The organism is Hoylesella timonensis 4401737 = DSM 22865 = JCM 15640 (assembly GCF_000455445.1).
GTDB lineage: Bacteria > Bacteroidota > Bacteroidia > Bacteroidales > Bacteroidaceae > Prevotella > Prevotella timonensis.
On sequence record NZ_HG417090.1, the window covers coordinates 29082 to 46320 of the forward strand.

17 protein-coding genes are annotated in these 17239 nt (G+C 41.8%); 15 read left to right on the top strand and 2 right to left on the bottom strand.

Going from position 1 to position 17239, the window contains the following annotated elements:
* Positions 1–5: 5 nt before the first annotated feature.
* The 3 genes from BN35_RS00185 (at position 6) to BN35_RS00195 (ending at position 3125) form a co-directional block, all read left to right on the top strand.
* A complete protein-coding gene (locus tag BN35_RS00185) occupies positions 6–2360 on the top strand; it encodes a type IV secretory system conjugative DNA transfer family protein (RefSeq protein WP_025072492.1) in 2355 nt (784 codons plus the stop codon).
* A gap of 9 nt (positions 2361–2369) precedes the next feature.
* Positions 2370–2753 carry a helix-turn-helix domain-containing protein gene (locus BN35_RS00190; RefSeq protein WP_025072493.1) on the top strand — a complete coding sequence of 128 codons (384 nt, stop codon included), beginning with the start codon at positions 2370–2372 and terminating at the stop codon, positions 2751–2753.
* 111 nt (positions 2754–2864) lie between these two features.
* The gene (locus tag BN35_RS00195; RefSeq protein ID WP_025072494.1) at positions 2865–3125 is read left to right on the top strand and encodes a hypothetical protein; all 261 of its coding nucleotides are present in this window, start codon (positions 2865–2867) and stop codon (positions 3123–3125) included.
* A gap of 145 nt (positions 3126–3270) precedes the next feature.
* Here BN35_RS00195 and BN35_RS00200 read toward each other — a convergent pair whose 3' ends face one another.
* Positions 3271–4368 carry a peptidoglycan DD-metalloendopeptidase family protein gene (locus tag BN35_RS00200; protein ID WP_028901046.1) on the bottom strand — a complete coding sequence of 366 codons (1098 nt, stop codon included), beginning with the start codon at positions 4366–4368 and terminating at the stop codon, positions 3271–3273.
* Between the two features lie 53 nt (positions 4369–4421).
* Between BN35_RS00200 and BN35_RS00205 the strand changes: the two genes are divergently transcribed.
* From BN35_RS00205 to BN35_RS00260, 12 genes are all read left to right on the top strand, one after another.
* Positions 4422–5192 (top strand): DUF4099 domain-containing protein, encoded by a 771-nt coding sequence (locus BN35_RS00205; RefSeq protein ID WP_025072495.1) that lies wholly within the window; start codon positions 4422–4424, stop codon positions 5190–5192.
* A 376-nt stretch (positions 5193–5568) separates the two neighbouring features.
* Positions 5569–7323 (top strand): MutS N-terminal domain-containing protein, encoded by a 1755-nt coding sequence (locus BN35_RS13985; RefSeq protein WP_025072496.1) that lies wholly within the window; start codon positions 5569–5571, stop codon positions 7321–7323.
* Positions 7324–7419: 96 nt separating this feature from the next.
* Positions 7420–7626 carry a hypothetical protein gene (locus BN35_RS00215; protein ID WP_025072497.1) on the top strand — a complete coding sequence of 69 codons (207 nt, stop codon included), beginning with the start codon at positions 7420–7422 and terminating at the stop codon, positions 7624–7626.
* A gap of 3 nt (positions 7627–7629) precedes the next feature.
* Positions 7630–9327 (top strand): ArdC family protein, encoded by a 1698-nt coding sequence (locus tag BN35_RS00220; protein ID WP_028901045.1) that lies wholly within the window; start codon positions 7630–7632, stop codon positions 9325–9327.
* A 7-nt stretch (positions 9328–9334) separates the two neighbouring features.
* Positions 9335–10534, top strand: a complete 1200-nt coding sequence (locus tag BN35_RS00225; RefSeq protein WP_025072498.1) for a toprim domain-containing protein — start codon at positions 9335–9337, stop codon at positions 10532–10534.
* A 5-nt stretch (positions 10535–10539) separates the two neighbouring features.
* Complete coding sequence (locus BN35_RS00230; RefSeq protein ID WP_025072499.1) at positions 10540–11019, top strand: PH domain-containing protein; 480 nt, start codon at positions 10540–10542, stop codon at positions 11017–11019.
* The gene (locus BN35_RS00235) at positions 11000–11761 is read left to right on the top strand and encodes a hypothetical protein (protein WP_025072500.1); all 762 of its coding nucleotides are present in this window, start codon (positions 11000–11002) and stop codon (positions 11759–11761) included. Before BN35_RS00230 ends, BN35_RS00235 begins: the two co-directional genes overlap by 20 nt.
* Before the next feature lie 28 nt (positions 11762–11789).
* A complete protein-coding gene (locus BN35_RS00240) occupies positions 11790–12617 on the top strand; it encodes a topoisomerase C-terminal repeat-containing protein (RefSeq protein ID WP_025072501.1) in 828 nt (275 codons plus the stop codon).
* A gap of 8 nt (positions 12618–12625) precedes the next feature.
* Positions 12626–12922 (top strand): HU family DNA-binding protein, encoded by a 297-nt coding sequence (locus tag BN35_RS00245; protein ID WP_028901044.1) that lies wholly within the window; start codon positions 12626–12628, stop codon positions 12920–12922.
* A 6-nt stretch (positions 12923–12928) separates the two neighbouring features.
* The gene (locus BN35_RS00250) at positions 12929–13432 is read left to right on the top strand and encodes a hypothetical protein (protein ID WP_025072502.1); all 504 of its coding nucleotides are present in this window, start codon (positions 12929–12931) and stop codon (positions 13430–13432) included.
* Positions 13429–14601 carry a hypothetical protein gene (locus BN35_RS00255; RefSeq protein ID WP_025072503.1) on the top strand — a complete coding sequence of 391 codons (1173 nt, stop codon included), beginning with the start codon at positions 13429–13431 and terminating at the stop codon, positions 14599–14601. Before BN35_RS00250 ends, BN35_RS00255 begins: the two co-directional genes overlap by 4 nt.
* A gap of 74 nt (positions 14602–14675) precedes the next feature.
* Positions 14676–15488 carry a hypothetical protein gene (locus tag BN35_RS00260; protein WP_028901043.1) on the top strand — a complete coding sequence of 271 codons (813 nt, stop codon included), beginning with the start codon at positions 14676–14678 and terminating at the stop codon, positions 15486–15488.
* Positions 15489–15521: 33 nt separating this feature from the next.
* Here BN35_RS00260 and BN35_RS00265 read toward each other — a convergent pair whose 3' ends face one another.
* The gene (locus BN35_RS00265; protein WP_257009369.1) at positions 15522–17096 is read right to left on the bottom strand and encodes a relaxase/mobilization nuclease domain-containing protein; all 1575 of its coding nucleotides are present in this window, start codon (positions 17094–17096) and stop codon (positions 15522–15524) included.
* Positions 17097–17239: the final 143 nt, after the last annotated feature.

The window sequence follows — 17239 nt, forward strand, 5'->3', positions numbered from 1 at the left end:
TTGATATGGCAACAGAAGAAACCAAAGAGCAGCAACAGATATACAATATATTCCGCAGTTGTATCTATATCATCCTGATATTTGAGATTGTGATGAATCTACCCATTGCTTCCAGCGATCCCATCGCAAAATTTCTCTTATCCTTCCTATACAAACTCAAACTGTTTAACAGTGTCCTCGGCTGTAAGTTTATGGAGCTTGTTTGTATCGGTGTGACGTGTATAGGTACTAAGGCCAGAAAGGAATTGAAGTTTAATATGAAAACAATGGTCATCTATCCGTTGTCCATAGGCTTCTACCTTATTCTAACCAGTGTCCTTGTGCATAAGGACACCTGGGGAGGTACAATGATGGGCTTCCCGACCAACCGAATTATCTATGTCTTTTGTTCCGTCATTGGTATCATGCTTGTCCATCAAGGGTTAGATGCCATCAGTAAGTATTTCAACCATAAGCTGGGAGACGACCGTTTCAACTTTGAGGAAGAGAGTTTCCAACAGATGGAAGAGAAGATAGAGAATGATTACTCGGTCAATATACCCATGATTTTCTATTTCAAGAAACGTATGAGAAAGGGATGGATCAACATTATCAACCCCTTCCGTGCCACTCTTGTCCTCGGTACTCCAGGTTCGGGTAAGTCGTTCGGCATCATCGACCCTTTCATCAGGCAGCACAGTGCCAAGGGGTTTACTATGATGGTGTACGATTACAAGTTCCCGACGCTGGCCAAGAACTTGCTCTATCAGTACTGTAAGAACAAGAAATATGGTCATCTACCAGAAAACTGCGGATTCCACGTCATCAACTTTGCCAATGTACGCTATTCCAACCGCATCAATCCTATTCAGAAAAAGTATATCCCCGATCTCGCTGCTGCCTCCGAAACGGCAGCGACACTGCTTGAATCACTGAACAAGGGCGGTGGCGACAAGAAAGGTGGTTCAGAGGCTTTCTTTAAGAATGCTTCCGAGAACTTCCTTGCTGCCATCATTTATTTCTTCGTCAACTTTCACCCTATGGGATATTCTAAGGGGAAGAAACTGAAACGCTTCTTCCGCTATACAAGGGTCGTTAATATAGACAATGTAGAAGAGGGTACACTCCAGTTGGTCTATAAAAACTGGACAGATTACGCTGGTGTCAATGAAAAGGGTGAGATAGTCCTTGATTTCAATAATAAGAATTGGAGCAACATTTCCATTGACGACAACGGCTTGTATGTAGAGCTGGACGGTTTCTCTTATGAAGATACAGAAGGTTGTTTGGTGACCATACAAGAAACTTGGTATGAGGACAACAAGGGAAATAGAGTTGTTCCAGATACACAAACAGGCGAGTTCTCTGACATGGCTCATGTTCTCCAGTTTTTGAATAAGCCCTACAATGACGTATTCAACATTCTGATGAGTGATCGTGCCATCAAGCCACTTATGGCTCCCTTTGAGTCTGCTTTTAAGAACAAGGCTATGGATCAGTTGGAAGGTATGGTGGGTACGTTGCGTGTCGCAGCAGGTCGTCTTGCCACACAGGAAGCCTATTGGGTGTTTACTGGTGATGATTTTGACCTAAAGATTTCAGACCGTGAGCATCCCAGCTATCTTGTCATTGCCAACGACCCAGAGAAGGAGCAGGTCATTGGCTCACTCAATGCCCTTATCCTCAATCGTTTGGTGATGAAGATTAACAGTAAGAACAACTATCCCTGTAGTCTGATCGTCGATGAGTTGCCAACGCTATATTTTCACAAGATTGACCGCTTGATAGGTACGGCCCGAAGCAATAAGGTTTCCGTAACGTTGGGTTTCCAAGAGTTACCACAGCTGGAGGCGGACTATGGCAAGAATGGTATGCAGAAGATAATATCCACTTGTGGCAATGTATTCATGGGTGCAGCTCGCAACAAGGAAACATTGGAATGGGCGCAGAACGATATATTCGGTAAAGTCAAGCAGACAAGTAAGTCTATTTCTATCAACGATCAAAAGGTTTCCACCTCCATATCCGAGAAGATGGATAACCTCTTACCAGCTGCAAAGATTGCGGATATGGCCACAGGTTGGTTGGCAGGTCAGGTGGCAAGAGACTTCACGCCTACACCAAATGATGCTATGAATACCTTTGAGATAGAGAACTCGACGGAGTTTAAGACCTCAAAGTATTTCTGCAAAACTAATTTCGATATGAAGAAGATCAAGACCGAAGAAGCCTTGTATGAGGATATACCGCCTATTTACAAATTCGGTTCTGACCGCGACATGGAAGTCATCCTTAATCGAAATTTCATTGAGGTCGAAGATGACATTACCAGGATGATCAAGGAGCTATACCCTGAAGGTGAAAAAGTAAAATCAAAATAAGACAACAACATGTACAAAGATACCACTGATCAAATAGAGAATATTGGCGAGCGACTAAAAAACGTTCGTCAATATCTTATCATGACACAACAGCAGGTTTCTCAATCAGCAGGGATACCAGTCATTACTATATCAAAAATCGAACATAACAAGATTGTAAACTCCGATTCCTTTATCAAAATACTACAATTTTACTCGAACTACATATCCGTAGACTTTCTACTGGCCAAAGATTTTAAGATTGCAGATGCTGACCAATTTGCAAAATCATTCTCTATCAATACGATAGTAAAGGCTAAGTTGGAGCTTTTACAGCAGCAGTTTGTCAAGCAACTCGAAAATACGAGGAATGATTTTATACAAAAGGCCTCTGCGACTATAGACCTACTTTAGCCATAAAAATCCCTTTGGAAGTTGGATAAAGTGAAAATATTTTGTATCTTTGATAAAAGAATATATCATAACCTGATACAAAAATCAATTATTCACTAATATTCGTTTGCTATGCTTACACTGATTGCTGGATTGATAGGCTATTTGAGCTACTGCATATTTGCGTTTCTCACTAAAATTGTGATTTGGACTGCCTATGCAATAGGTGTCGTTCTTTGTTTCATGATAAGGCATGGTATCAAACTCTTAGGATATTGTGCCAAGTTTCTACTCCTTGTCGGTTATTGGATTTTTCAGCAGTTCTATCTTTTCTATCAGAAAAAACAAGTAAGAAATAAAAACGCTGCCTTTTACGCAGAGCCGAAAACATAGAATTGTAACAACCACAATAAGTGGATAAAAATATAATTTAGGTATTTTTTTGCCCTACAAGGAAAGAAATTTACTATCGAAAAAAGAAGGGAAATAGATGCTGAAATCTGTCTCCCTTTTTTACCTTTTTCTTGTCAAAAAATAGCTATAAAGAACTACTGATACTCTTCACCTTATATAGATAGTTTGAATCCTCCGCATAACCTATACGCAGGAGAAAGCGGAAATAGTCTCCGCCTTTGTATTTGTACTGCACGTAATCTTTGTATGCCTTCACCGACTCTTCCCAATTGTTGAAGCGATAATAACTTCCATCGTTTGGTTTCCGTAGTCCGAATAGGTTATTGTAGTTTAGGCAGACGTTAGAGGTGAAATAACCAGTCTCCAACAGTGCCTGTGCAACTACAATCTTAGGAAAGGCAACCCCATACTTATCCAATGCCTGATAGAGATTGTTGATATTCAGTTCCTTCGGTGGTCGTGTTCCAAACCTAACATAGGCTATCTTATCACGAAGCCCTGTTATGTACTTATTCAAATAGGCAATGAACGGTGCAGGGTTAAGACTCTTTCCGTTGGCAGTAATCTTGATATGCAAGTGTGGTCCCGTCGATTTGCCTGTATTTCCTGATATTCCGACGATTGTACCAGCATATACCTTGTCGCCCTCCCTGACCGTAACAGCTGCCAAATGACCATAGAGGCACTGTATATGACCGTAGTCGAGAACGACATGATTGCCATATCCCTTCTTGCTATAAACCACCTTCGTCACCCTTCCTGGGAGCATGGAATACACATGGCTCATATTACATTCAAGGTCGACACCGTCATGGAAGGAAGAACACTTCTTAAAGGGATCCTGCCGAAAACCATACCGAGACGTAACGCTGATAAAATCCAATGGAAGACACACATCCATCCTCTCCTTAATCAATCCAAAAAGCATACTGTCTTTGACATTGACAAAGACAGGTACATCCTTTTCAATGGATATTTCATGCCCCTCCGCCGTAGAGAAGAAATCAGTAAAATCCATTTTCGCATTACGTTTTTTTGAGGAAACTTTCATTGAATCCTGATAGGCATAAAAGTAGTCCTCATCTATCTTATCCGCTTTGGCTTTGTTTATCACTTGCTTTTCATCCTCGCTTTCACGCATAATTGTGTAGAATTGTGCCCTTGATTGATAAGGAAAAGCGAGAAGTGAAACGCCTACAAATAACAACGATTTTACTTTCATCTTAAACTATTTTTTCCTAAATTTGAATCAAAATTACTACAAAAAATAATGTTATGGCAATGGTAAATCGTTTTTTAGAAAAAGACATTCCATATGGTAAGCTGGCCAATCTTGGCATCAGCAAAGAGAAAACGCTCTCTATGCCAAAGGACTTGTTGGAAACTTTTTTAAGTGGCAAGATCACGCCACTTATTCAGGCCCAGGTTCAATCCCAAAGTGGCAAGGTCTATGATATTCCGTTAAAGTTACAGCTCGTCCAAGACAGGGCTGGGAAGATACAGTTGATGACCTATCCTGTCAGAAAGGAAATGGTCAGCGACATATCGCTCACTGATAACGACAAGGAGCGACTGCGCCGAGGTGATACTATTCGCAAGGAGGTTAAGGAAGATGGCATCCGTCGTATGCAATTCATCCAAATGGATAATGAAACAAAGTCGCTTATCAAGCGCAATGCGAGTAATTTGCGTATTCCAGAGCAGATTGCCCAAATGGAGGCGATCAATGACATACAGTTGGGTGCCAATCAGAAGCAAGCCATCAAGGAAGGCAAACCTGTTGAACTCGAAGTCGGCCATGAGAAGGTTTCCGTTGGTGTAGATCTGAAAGAGCCACAAGGCTTTAAGGTCGTCAAAGGAGACATGGCAGAATGGGATCGCCAACAGAAGATAAAGTACGACATCGCCAACGAAGGTTTCATGGGCTATGTTCTCACAGACCAAAACCGCTGGGAATACAAGCAGGTTGTCGATAAACTGCAATACAAGGAACAAAAGCATGAGGTCAAAGAAGAGCAAAAAGTTTCTACTGGTATGAAGCTATAATCTATATTATCTTCTTATCACAACACTAAGAGTTCCATAAAAGTTCATTCAATAACCAATCCCTTGATTGGGACACTTTAATACAATTACCGAACACAGCTGACAGTCGTCTTCTCGGTAGTCTTTAATATATTTCCCCAGTTTTAAAGACTGATTTTCAAGGAGCATAAGATCATTGTTTTATGCCCAGAGAAGACTATTCTCCTGTCACGGGGAATCACACAAAAAACATACATTTCTATCAGGGACATGCCTATGTTTCTGACGGGACTTATCGTATGCTCGGCTTTGGCAATCTCTATTTACAGATTGTCATGGCCGGGCTTTTTGCGTTTTGTCTTCTCTGCTTTTCCATAACACATAATTCATTTCACCTATGACTAAGAAAATTAAACCGCTGGTGGAGCAGGAAGATGCCATTCAGAAGCAAGCGAAGTCTGTTTCTGATAAAAAGACTGCTAAAAAGTTAGAAGCTGTTTCTCCGATATTGAAACAGTATGATACTATAAAGACAAAACATCCTGATGCTATGCTCCTCTTTCGCACAGGCGACTCTTACACAATGTATCGTGAAGATGCCATGAAAGCATCAGAACTACTTGGTCTATCTCTTACCAAGAATGGTGATCGTATAGAAAAGGTAAGTTTTCCACATCATGCCCTCGACATCAATCTACCAAAACTCGTTCGTGCTGGAGTACGTGTCGCTTTATGCGATCAGCTCGAAATACCTCAAAAGGAAAAAGTGGAGGAGATAAAGTCTACCAAGAAAACAAATGATAATGCCAAAGAGGAAAGAGACGATTTCAATAACAAAGTAGTTGAAATTGTTGGTAAGAACAACCACCATGCTTTCTTACTTCCTTTGTCATCTAAAGCGTTGAACGTAGAAACGACAAAAGGCGAAACTGCTATACTTGACAAGATGCAAGTCTTGCGTGGCAGAGTAACCTTCACCGACACAGAAGGAAACAAGCTCCAACTTAGAGAACTGAAAACAGCCTCTATTCAGCAGCTCGCAGAGGTGATACCATCTATTGCCAAGGCGTATAAGCAGGATCAGCAATCACAGCAGACAGAGGCAAATTCATCTGTACAGAAAGGTTCGTCTGTACCGACAACGGAGCAGCAACAGAAATTCATCGATGACATTAAGGCCGTGATGGGTAGCGCAAAAATGGTTGTGCTGCCTGACTTCGGTGCGAAGAAAGGTGTTGTCGCTGGCACCGATGAAGACAAGGGCGTATCTCTCAACCGTGTTTATGCCTGGAATGACAATATATCATTTGCAGGTTCTGTACCTGGTGACGACTCAAAGAAGCGCAGATACTATCACCCAGAAAACATCCATCCCGATTTTTACAACTACCTCATTAGCGAAGTGAAGAAGGCCGTTGCCCCTCAACTCATCACGGAGAATGGTCAGAAGGTAACTTCAGCCAACCTCTTTGAATCGCCCAAGCAAGAGGGAAAGTATTTCTTCTATGCACGCCTCGACGGTGTGGGCTTGCACCCCAAGGCCGTCAAGGAGCAGGACGTGGATGCTTTTATGAAGAACGAAATATCTGTCAAGGATATGTTCGCCAAGTACTATCCTTCCAAGATGGCCAAGCAGCTTAGTAAGGAGGACTTCGACAACCTGAAACTTTCTGATGGCAGGGAGCTGACAGCTTTCCGTGTTTACAAGCAGCGTAACGAAAGCAAGCCTCATTTCGGAGAATACATGTTGTATGCCGAAATGGGAGACAAGCGATTCCATGCCACACCTCTTTCGCACAACCAACTGGACATGTACTTTGATCGTACACAGAGTAAAAGTCAGATTGCGGAGAAGGTCATTGGTGAGCAGCTACATCTTAAATCAGCCTACGAAAAATACAGATTCCCAGAGAATATCCCTGTGCAGGAAGTCCGTGTCAGGAAAGATGCGGAGGGTGCATGGCTCATATCTGCAACTGTCCAAGACAGAGGTCAAACGCCAGAAAGGAAGATGTCTAACAACGACCTCTATTCTCTTTTCAAGTCGAAGACGGCCTCCAGAGAACAACTCGGAGCTAAGTATCTGACGGAGGATGTAAAGGAGCTTTCCCTTACCAAGAAGTTAGACCGTTCGCAGGGGTTAAAGCTTTGATTTCTCATTAGCAATTCAAGACAAAATTATAAACCTAATGTCATTCCCCTCACCGATGAGGGAGAATGACTATCATACAAACAATACTAATTCAAAATGGAAAGTAAGTCATTCGAAGAACTTGAGCTTCTCAAACAGGAGGGGCGCATAGGCTGGGTGGAATTCCTCCAGCAGAGTGAATACAGTGAGAGTTATCAGCAGTGGCTCGCTGATCGAGGTGCCGAGCCTGACGAGGACAATGCCGAGTTGTTCCTTGAACAAACCGATGCTATGTTTCTCGAAAGTCAAGATTTATTGATGTAAGTTATGGCGTATCAATATCACAACAATTCGCAGTCATCCAGCGACAGAGCCATTGAGAAATTTTCAGAAATGATGATTTCTCGACTCGAAGAAGCCAAAACAAACAACTGGCAAAAGGGCTGGATAGGTGGTGAGGGAAACTTCGGTATGCCACAGAATCTGAACGGCCGAAACTATTCAGGTACAAACTCTCTGTTCCTCTTCATGGACACGGCCATCAATCATTATGCTGCCCCTGTATATATGACCTTCCTGCAAAAGGAGAAAGAAGGACTACGCCTGAAGAAAGGCTCGGAGGCCATGCCAGTTATCTACTGGGACATGAGCATCAAGGACGGCAATGGCAAGAAGGTGTCCGTTGCCGATTACAAGAACATGAGCAAAGCAGAGAAGGAGGCGTGCGAGATTCGCCCATTTCTCCGCTCGTTCCGTGTTTACAACATTGATCAGACCAATATGCAGGAGGTCAACAAGGAAAAGTATGACCAAATTATAGCACGTTTTCAAAGTCCTAAGATTGCTGACACCGAAGGTATGTATCAGAATAAAGCCCTTGACAGAATGTTTGAGCGTCAGGAATGGCTATGCCGTATTCAGTATGATAAGCCTTCTGATCGTGCCTACTTTAGTCCATCACGTGATATGATTGTCCTTCCTCAAAAGGGACAATTCAAGAAAGGTATATCGGAGTCGGAGATTTACAAGGATGGTATGGGGTTTTATTCCACTGCTCTCCATGAAATGGCTCATTCCACTGGTACGGAACCTCGGTTGAACCGCAACCTTCGTAACCACTTTGGTGACCCTAAATATGCCAAGGAAGAGTTAGTGGCAGAGCTTTCATCGGCTATGGTAGGAAATACGATGGGCTTTGACCGCCGTATTCAGGACAACAATGTTGCATACGTTGACAGCTGGCTTAAAACATTGCATGAGGAACCCAGATTTATTGTTTCGGTCATGGCAGATGTAAATAAAGCTTCAAATCTGATTCTTGAGAAAATTGATGAGCAAAAACTTGCTTTAGGTGAAAAGCCAATATTCAACAATAAACAAGAGGGAAAGCAGCTACAGCAAGTATCTAAAGAATCCATAATCCCTAAATGGGATATAATGGAGACGAATAGAGAATACACGGATAAGGACGTAAAAGCATATACAGAGCGTCTACAAGAAGTAGCCTTCAAATTAACTTCTCATATATCCGGTGCTCGCATATTAGAGGATGAAAATGGTTTTCGCTTTTTTTTCAGTAATAGCGAAAAAATGAGTGACTTAAACCAAAAGGAGATTCCTGCTACCCTCCAAACATGGTTAAGTAATGTTTCAACAGAGAAAGAAACTTTACGATACAATGGTTACATAGGCATACTACATAAAGGTGATAATGTAAATCTCATAGCATCGCTCATCTATGCTGATAACAACTCACAACATTTAAGTCGTAGCGAAACAGAGAAATCTTCAATTACAGCAGGAATATATAAGCAGCCAACAGGTAATTATGTTGTTCGTGCATCTATTGATGGTCATGAATTAGAACCAAAGTCTATAGATAACAAAACTGCTGTTACCTATCTCAAAGCCAGTGATAATTCTCAAAAAGATAAGATGCTTTCTGATATTGTAAAAAAGCTTTATGGAGAAGAATTATCCATACCAAAAGTTTCACAGCATGTCTCACAAGGATTAAAGATATGATAAGCCTATGAAGGAATATCAAATAGATTTCAAAGCTTTGAAGTCACAGGTAGGAATTGATGACGTAGCATATAGCTTAGGTTATCAAGTGGACAGGAAAGCCGGACTCGGAAGATATGTAGAGTTTGTTCTTCCTGATGGTGCTGGTGGCAGAAAAGACACAATTATTGTTAGCCATTTAAATGATAAGGCACAACAGACTTTCTTCCGTCGTAACGGTCAGCGTGGCGACGTAATCAACTTTATCCAAGAGAACGCCAATTCCTTTGGTGTGAGTGGTCGTAACAACTGGGATTTAATCAGTAAAGTCATAGCGAAGTTTGCCAACCAACCCATCGACGATAAGCCACAGAGGGCATACGCTCAACTCAATGGTGCGAGTAAGCCTTTCGACCCCAAACTTTATCATACAGAACCAATCCTGCAAAATATGGACGTTGCCCAATACATCTTCCGTCAGCGCAACATCAAGAAAGAGACTATCGAGGACTTTGCGCCCTGGATTCAGAGAGTGAAGGACACACGTTTTAACAGCGATTATGTCAATATAGGCTTTCCTTACGTCAAGCCTGGATCAGATAAGGTGGAAGGTTATGAGATACGAGGCTATGGCAGCTTCAAGCGCAAGGCCACTGGCACTAATTCCACTACCGCTGCATGGATTGTGGACTTCTCAAAAAATAACAATCCGCAGGACATCAAGCATGTCTATTTTGCCGAAAGTGCCTACGATGTGATGGCTTTCTATCAGGCAAACAAGGCAAAACTAAAGGGAGAGCTGGAGCAGTCAGTCTTTGTCTCCATTGGTGGCACCTTCTCCAATCAGCAGGTCGGTGGTATTATGGATTACTACTCCAATGCTCGTGCCGTCGATTGTTTCGACAATGATGTGCCTGGGCGTATCTATGGGATGCGTATGGTGGGGGTCGTAGAGAAGATACCTTTCAATATCGTACAGACCGATGATGCTATCAGGGTAAGTTTCAATGGTGTTGAGCATAAGCTGGATCCACGAAAGGCAACGCTGAATAGCCTTCATGATTTTATACGTTTCAATCGTAAATATGGAGTCGAGAAAGCACCTGCTGCTTTCAAAGATTGGAATGATGTTGTGATGAATAAGCCTACGTCTCAAATCCTTTCCAAAAGTAAGTTCGAGCGTGAGGACAATCTTAGGGAAAAGCGGATGGGTGGGCTAAAGATGTAGAGACTATGGACGTATATATCAAACCAGATTATAGACAGTTCTTTGTCGAGCATACAGGGCTGACCTTGGTGTTTGCCATGTTGCTTATTGCCATACCTTTCTCCTCCATCTTAGACAACGGATATATTCAAATCTGCTTATCAGCACTTTCCTTGCTGTTGGCTATCGTGGGCATCGTAAGGTATATCACACTTACGGCCATAGTGTGGATTATCAGCGATAATAAGCTCTGCCGTATTCGTGGCGTATTCTCACGCCACACCGACTATTTAGAACTATATCGTGTGGTGGACTATAGCGAGTCGCAGAGTTTTTTGCAAAAGCTATGGAAGGTAAAGACGGTAAGTATCATTTCCACTGACAAGACAGATAGTACGATGGTGATGTATGGCGTGAATGCCAGGCATGACATAGTCCAGCTCATCAGAAACAGAGTAGAAAATTGTAAAAAAGAAAAGAGAATATATGAAATCACAAATCAGTAAAAAAGGATTATTCCTCATCGTTTTAGTGTGCTGTTTCAACAGTTCTATCCATGCTGCTGTCGTACAGGTAGATCCTGCTTTGGCATCTGCCATTACATTGCAGATGAATACTTTGAAAAACATCTATTCTAAGCGTGAGAAGACGCAGAATAAGATTATTGCTGCCGAAGCTTCAGTAACGGTAGCCTTGGATCAGATGCACAAGGTAGAGGATAAAGTGTTGGGGTATATGGCAAACGTGCAAGGTGCCTTTAAAAACCTTTATCAGATAAAGCGTGCTGGTGAATTAGTTGTGAAGGAAATTCCCTCCAACATGAATAATGTGCGCCATGCCATCAAGGTTGGTGGCTTTCAAGGAACGTTTCTGGCCACAACGGTTGGTACGGAGCTTAGCAGTATGACCATGGATATGATGAGCCTCTATCCTTTCTTAGAGCAGCTGGTGACCACTGGCACATACAACACGACCGATTACGATAGCCAGGGAAACATTATCAAAAAGAAGAACAAGGTGAATCTTCTCAACTCCGCAGAACGCTATTACATCTGCAACACCGTGGTTGATAAACTTGAAAGCATCAATACCTCGCTTTATCTTCTCGCTTGGGAGATACAGACCATGCGCTGGCGTGACCTCTTCTTCAAACTCGATCCCGAAGGATGGGCAGCGGTCATGACTGGAAAGAATATCGTAGAAGGCGTTGTGAACGACTGGAATTATAATCTACGCAGATACAATTAAACATTAACCATAACAAAAAGGTACTTTAATGGAACAATCAGATAGAGAGTTTGGCCTATGCCCTGTATGTGGGCATGGTCATATTATCAAAACTAATAGAGATTACGTTTGTACTAACCGATTAAATCCATCATCAGAGCATGGTGGTTGTCGTTTTTCAATACCTCTGCATACACATGGTATTGATATAACCGATGGAATGATTCGCCAGCTGATAAGAAATGGTTGCACTGAATATACGGAAATGTGCGATCAGAAAGGATTCCCTTATCAGGGACGCTTTATAATTAACCCTGGTAAGGGTTATGATATAGAGACCGAAACACGACCTATTGATGCAGTGTGTCCTAACTGTGGAGGACAAATCATTCAGACAAGGTTTGGGTATGCTTGCGTCAACCATCTATCCGTCAACTCACCATGTAACTTCATCATACCCAACTTCATCTGTAATCGCTATATCACCGTTGAAGAAGCAGAAGCCTTCTGTAATGGGAATGGTGATATTCTCGACGGTTTTTTCAACAAGCAAGGCAAGTGCTTTTCTGCCTACCTCACAAGGACAGAGAATGGTAATGTGGAACTATCTTCAATCATTGACAAATGTCCAGTATGCGGACAAAACGTTTTGGTTGGTCCGACAGCCTTTAACTGTTCCAATTATAGACACGGATGCGATTTCAAAATATGGAGGCACTACTATGGCCATAAGGTAAACCTCCAGGACGCAAAGGAACTGCTGGGTCATGGTAAGCTAAAAATGCCTTTCGAGGCCTTCGATAAGCTCGGTCACGTACATGTTCTCACGTTGAAAGTTGGCCTTCATAACGAAATACAAGTAACATCATATAAATAAAGATGAACATGAAAGAGAATCAAGTTTCTTTAAACGAACTTTTGCGAAAGGCAAAAGAACGGTCAGGCTTGTCGCAAGAGGTATTGCGACAGAGCCTTCACGCACTGTTGGGAGCAATCAGTGAAGTTATGGACGATGGTAAAGGTGTTGTACTGGACAACTTTGGTAGTTTCGAGCTACGAACAATCAAGGAACGTACCATAACCCCTCCACCGCCCAACAACACACCCATCGTTGTGCCAGAGCATCAGGTAGTACGCTTTAAGGCATACAAGAATTTTCTCATTTACCACATGAAATATTAAGGAACGATGAAAAAACTGACATATATTCTCATCTTCGTAGTATGCGCCTTTGTAAGTGCGTGCCATTCACCCAAGGACGAAATGTTTGAAAAGGCGCAGGAAAATCTTAAAGCCTCGCTTGACTATCCCAAGCAGCTGAAACTGACCGCCCATACAGAGCCTGATTCAGCCTTCGGCGTAAACTATTTTACTCGCAAAGAGATTACAGGTATGCTAAAGGTTATGGATGTTGTAACTAAGCAACTCATGGCAAAGACACAAGGAGTAACTGACATATCTAAAGCAGACGTATATACGGTGAATCTTATGCGTCGTCAGATGAACGCTGCCACAGAGGTACAGACGATGATTTTCAAGAACACGCCCAAAGGTGAATGGTCGGGTTGGAAAGTGAAGCTCGACTATGAATGTGTTGATAAAGACGGAATCAAATATCGTGCTGAACGCTGGGTGTTCTTCGACAGAGAAGGCAAGAATGTAGTAAAGACTTTTGAAATACCTTTGCCGTGATAGAATCTACAAAGAGGTTAGAAAACCTCGTGAAAGAATTGTACAAGTGCCACTCTCTGCATGACGCAGAGAAGGCACTTGTGCTTTTTGATGTCGGTATCTCTTTTGTCGTCATTGGTGCCGATGCCGATAAGCTATACCTTACGTTGGGCTGGGAAATCACCGATTTCTCTGACGGAGATACCATCTATTCGTATATAGTTATTTCTCCCTATGGAGCAAAGATATTGCAGGATCAACGCTTCAATATTGAGACGCATAAGGTTGAGCAAAATTATCAAATCAGTGGTCAATCTACAGCGACTGTGCAACAGGCATTGGACTACTTACGATTACTTATAGGTCAGGAGCGTCTGAACTATCCCATTATAACGCCCCCTATTACAATAGAGGGAGTCGGATTCATCAGAGAAGCACGCATTACTTCACTTATTATCAATGCACATTCTATTGAGGTGTGCATCGATAATACCGAACTGATTGAAGTGGTCAAAGATCATGAATGGAATTTTAGCCGTACAGGGCTTTCTCTGATAGGAAATCTATCAAACTTAATAGAGCAACAAGTTTCTTATATGGCAAGCCTTATACAAGCCCATGCACAGACTCTAAGGAACCAAAGAACACTGAATACGGCTTTGTATGAACAGTATCTCAACAAGAGACGTGAGGTATCGCCTAACACCATTGTTATTATTCCAGTCAAAGATTTTTACCTGACTTTTGATGATGATGCTATCGACGTTTCATGCGTTCAAAAGGGAGTACTCTTGTATGAGTGTAATGTGTTTGGTTTGCGAGGCCGTACCGTTGCACTATTGGATGATAGACAAGTCAAAAAAATAAGATCAACCCACCAACTAATAGTAGTGGGTATTCAGAAACATTCTCCATTGTATAAGTTAGGATTGAAAGAAAGTTTCCTCAATATAAAATGTAATTATGAACTTACCTATACTGATGTGGTAATCCGCAAACAGAAAGATGGTGAATACGTCATTTCAGCAAGCTATTGTGGGCATCCACTTCCCGAAACACCAATCCTCAATACCATTGGAGGATATTACTGCAATTTGCCGTCCTGTAAGGAACGCAGTGCCATACTCTCATCACTCGCTCACCGTACCTACGACAGCCTGGTTTCGTCACTTTTTGGCTACAGAGAGTGAAATAAATGACAAATAGCAATAAAACTCCATATCATAACGTTATCTTTGTAGTCTTTAATCAAAAACAGTAAAGTATGATTCGTCGATACAGCCTACTAATCCTATCAGTGCTTTTCTCATACACCGTCTTTGCGCAGGAGGACACTGGTAATAAGCCACAAGAACCTATCTTGGGTTATTATCACTTGGGAATGAACTTTGATGAATACTGGAGTCAAACACAGAAGAAGAAAGAGGCAACAGAAGTAACAGATTCCATTACCTTGCAGTCAAAATATATTCTTTCCATCAATGGGATTGGTTTCGATGTTGATAATATTATCTCCCCAGCCGCCGACATCACGGCTTCTGACAATGAAAACTACACAAAGAGTACGTTACCACTTTTCTTCACAGGGCATAACTATTTCCTTGAAAACAAATTGGTTTCTGTAACTATTAAGACCCCATATTCAGACACGAATGATGGCGTTTGTTATATGTTAGCACCATTGCGTTCTCTAAAGAATCTATCCGATAATCGGTGCATATACGAGGTTCTTAATATAGAACAACATAACCAGTTGGTCGGACTGACCGAACAATTGGTAACATATCTCTCAAAAAAATATGGCACTCCTGTCAAGGAATATCCCCTTGTCAAGTTGCAACCTTTGCATAAAGGTGAGCTTTCTCATCAATTATGTGTCCCATGGTTTAAGACTTGCAATGCCGAAACAATCTTCCCAAAGGCAGAATGGCAATCAGGGAATATGAAAATTTTGATGGGGATAACCCAATCTGCCACTATCTTTATCTCTTTCTTTGACAATCAGCGATTATCTCATCAGAATCTTGACAGAATCTTTGCACCAGTAGAGCAACCAAAGTCTACTGCCGAGTGGTAGTCATGGCTTAACGCTTAAACCTTCTCTCGTCGTCTATATCATCCCAGTTACTTCCTCCGCCAACTTCCCACTCACGATTAGAATGATGGCCAGAGCCAGTAGGACGCAATAAGTTCCCAGCATTGATATGTTGGGAATTTGTTTTTTGTGGACTTGTCGGAGGTTGCATAGCAACCGCACCCCTGTGTGCCTTGCAAACTGGGATAGGTCTATATCCGTATCCCGCAGATTGACGATTGTGGAGTTACCCATATCGACGGCATAGATCGAAACCTCTCTTCTGAATATAAGAATTTTAGCATTACGTAGATCGTCATATAGTTGTCCTCTTTCAGCAGTCCCCAATATCTCCTTGATTTGGTTTACAGTACCATCAATTTTTTCTTTGCTCCTATCAGGACAGATCTGAATAACACCCTCATCATCGATATGTCCAAACTTGCAAAGAATAGTCCTCTCTTCTTCGGTCGCAGGATTGAATCCCTGGATCCATAACCTCCTGAAATTCTTGCGTAAAATAGAAAAGTACTCCTTATCAACCGCAATCGAAATTTTGCGCTGCTTATCTCTGATATACCCATCGTGATAGATATTGACCCTATATTTCCACCACAGTGACTTGTTTATCTCGCCGATAGTAAGTTTATCGTTTTCCTCAATCAGTTTGCGTATAAAACCTAAAATAGCCTTCTCACGTTCTCCGACAGGTATATTTTGCTGCTGCTTGAAAACAAGTAAAGTCTTTATGTCTAAGATGTCGCTACCTTTATATACTGCCTTGTTTTTGTGATCCACCACCATATATCCATAAGGAGCATCTTTCTTCCCTATAAAGACGAGAGATATGCCCAGCTTCTTTTTCAGCATCTTATTTAGATCTTCTTTGTTTGAAGTCAATCCCCTATATTTCAAAAGGATGGCCTTTAACCTTTTGCGCTGCTTGCTGCTTTCCTCCATCGTCGTCTTTGTCATCGCCAGTTCTATCTCTTTGATGACAATGCTATCAAGCACAGTACCCCCTTTCTTGACATTGAGTTTGTCATCTTCCACATAGCTCTCATACCCATTGCTCTCCAGAATAGCCTGAAATTGTCCCAACGTTGCAAAAGAATACTCCATAGCCTTCTGAATGATACTCTTTGCTTCATACTTTGGTTCTATTCCCATGATTTTATTGATGATAGCCTGGGAGCGTAGTCTTTCGTTGTCATGTTCTATCTTCTTGCCTTGTGGATTAACTCTGCTCGTCACAATGTGGATATGATTGTTGCCTGTATCGTGGTGCGCATAAATCAAGACTGGTTGTCCCTTATCAGCATACCCCATTTCTTTTAAGTACTGATGCGCAATATCCAAAAGCTGATCATGCGTATATTCCTGCTTCTTGCATGATATAGAGACATGAAACTGGGTATTCTTGATATTCTGATTGACAGACGAATACTTCACCAGATACTCCTGTAAGTTGGCAGCAGTCACATTTCCAGTTTTTTGAAGATAGTCAAAATTGGAGATTTCTAAGAGCTCTGCCGTACCCTTAGACACTTTTCTTTCGTTATAATTGACAGCATTGAATGTGCTGCTTGAATGGAGAATGGTTGCTATCATCGTACTTTAATTGATGTAAAGGTAGCTTCGGTAAAGATAGCCAGGATGACATCTGCCAAACCGCCACTGGTCAATAAATTAAAGTGCCTCGAAACTACGATGCAAATATAACATTTTTAGCTGGATTAAAGTTCTATAGCCTC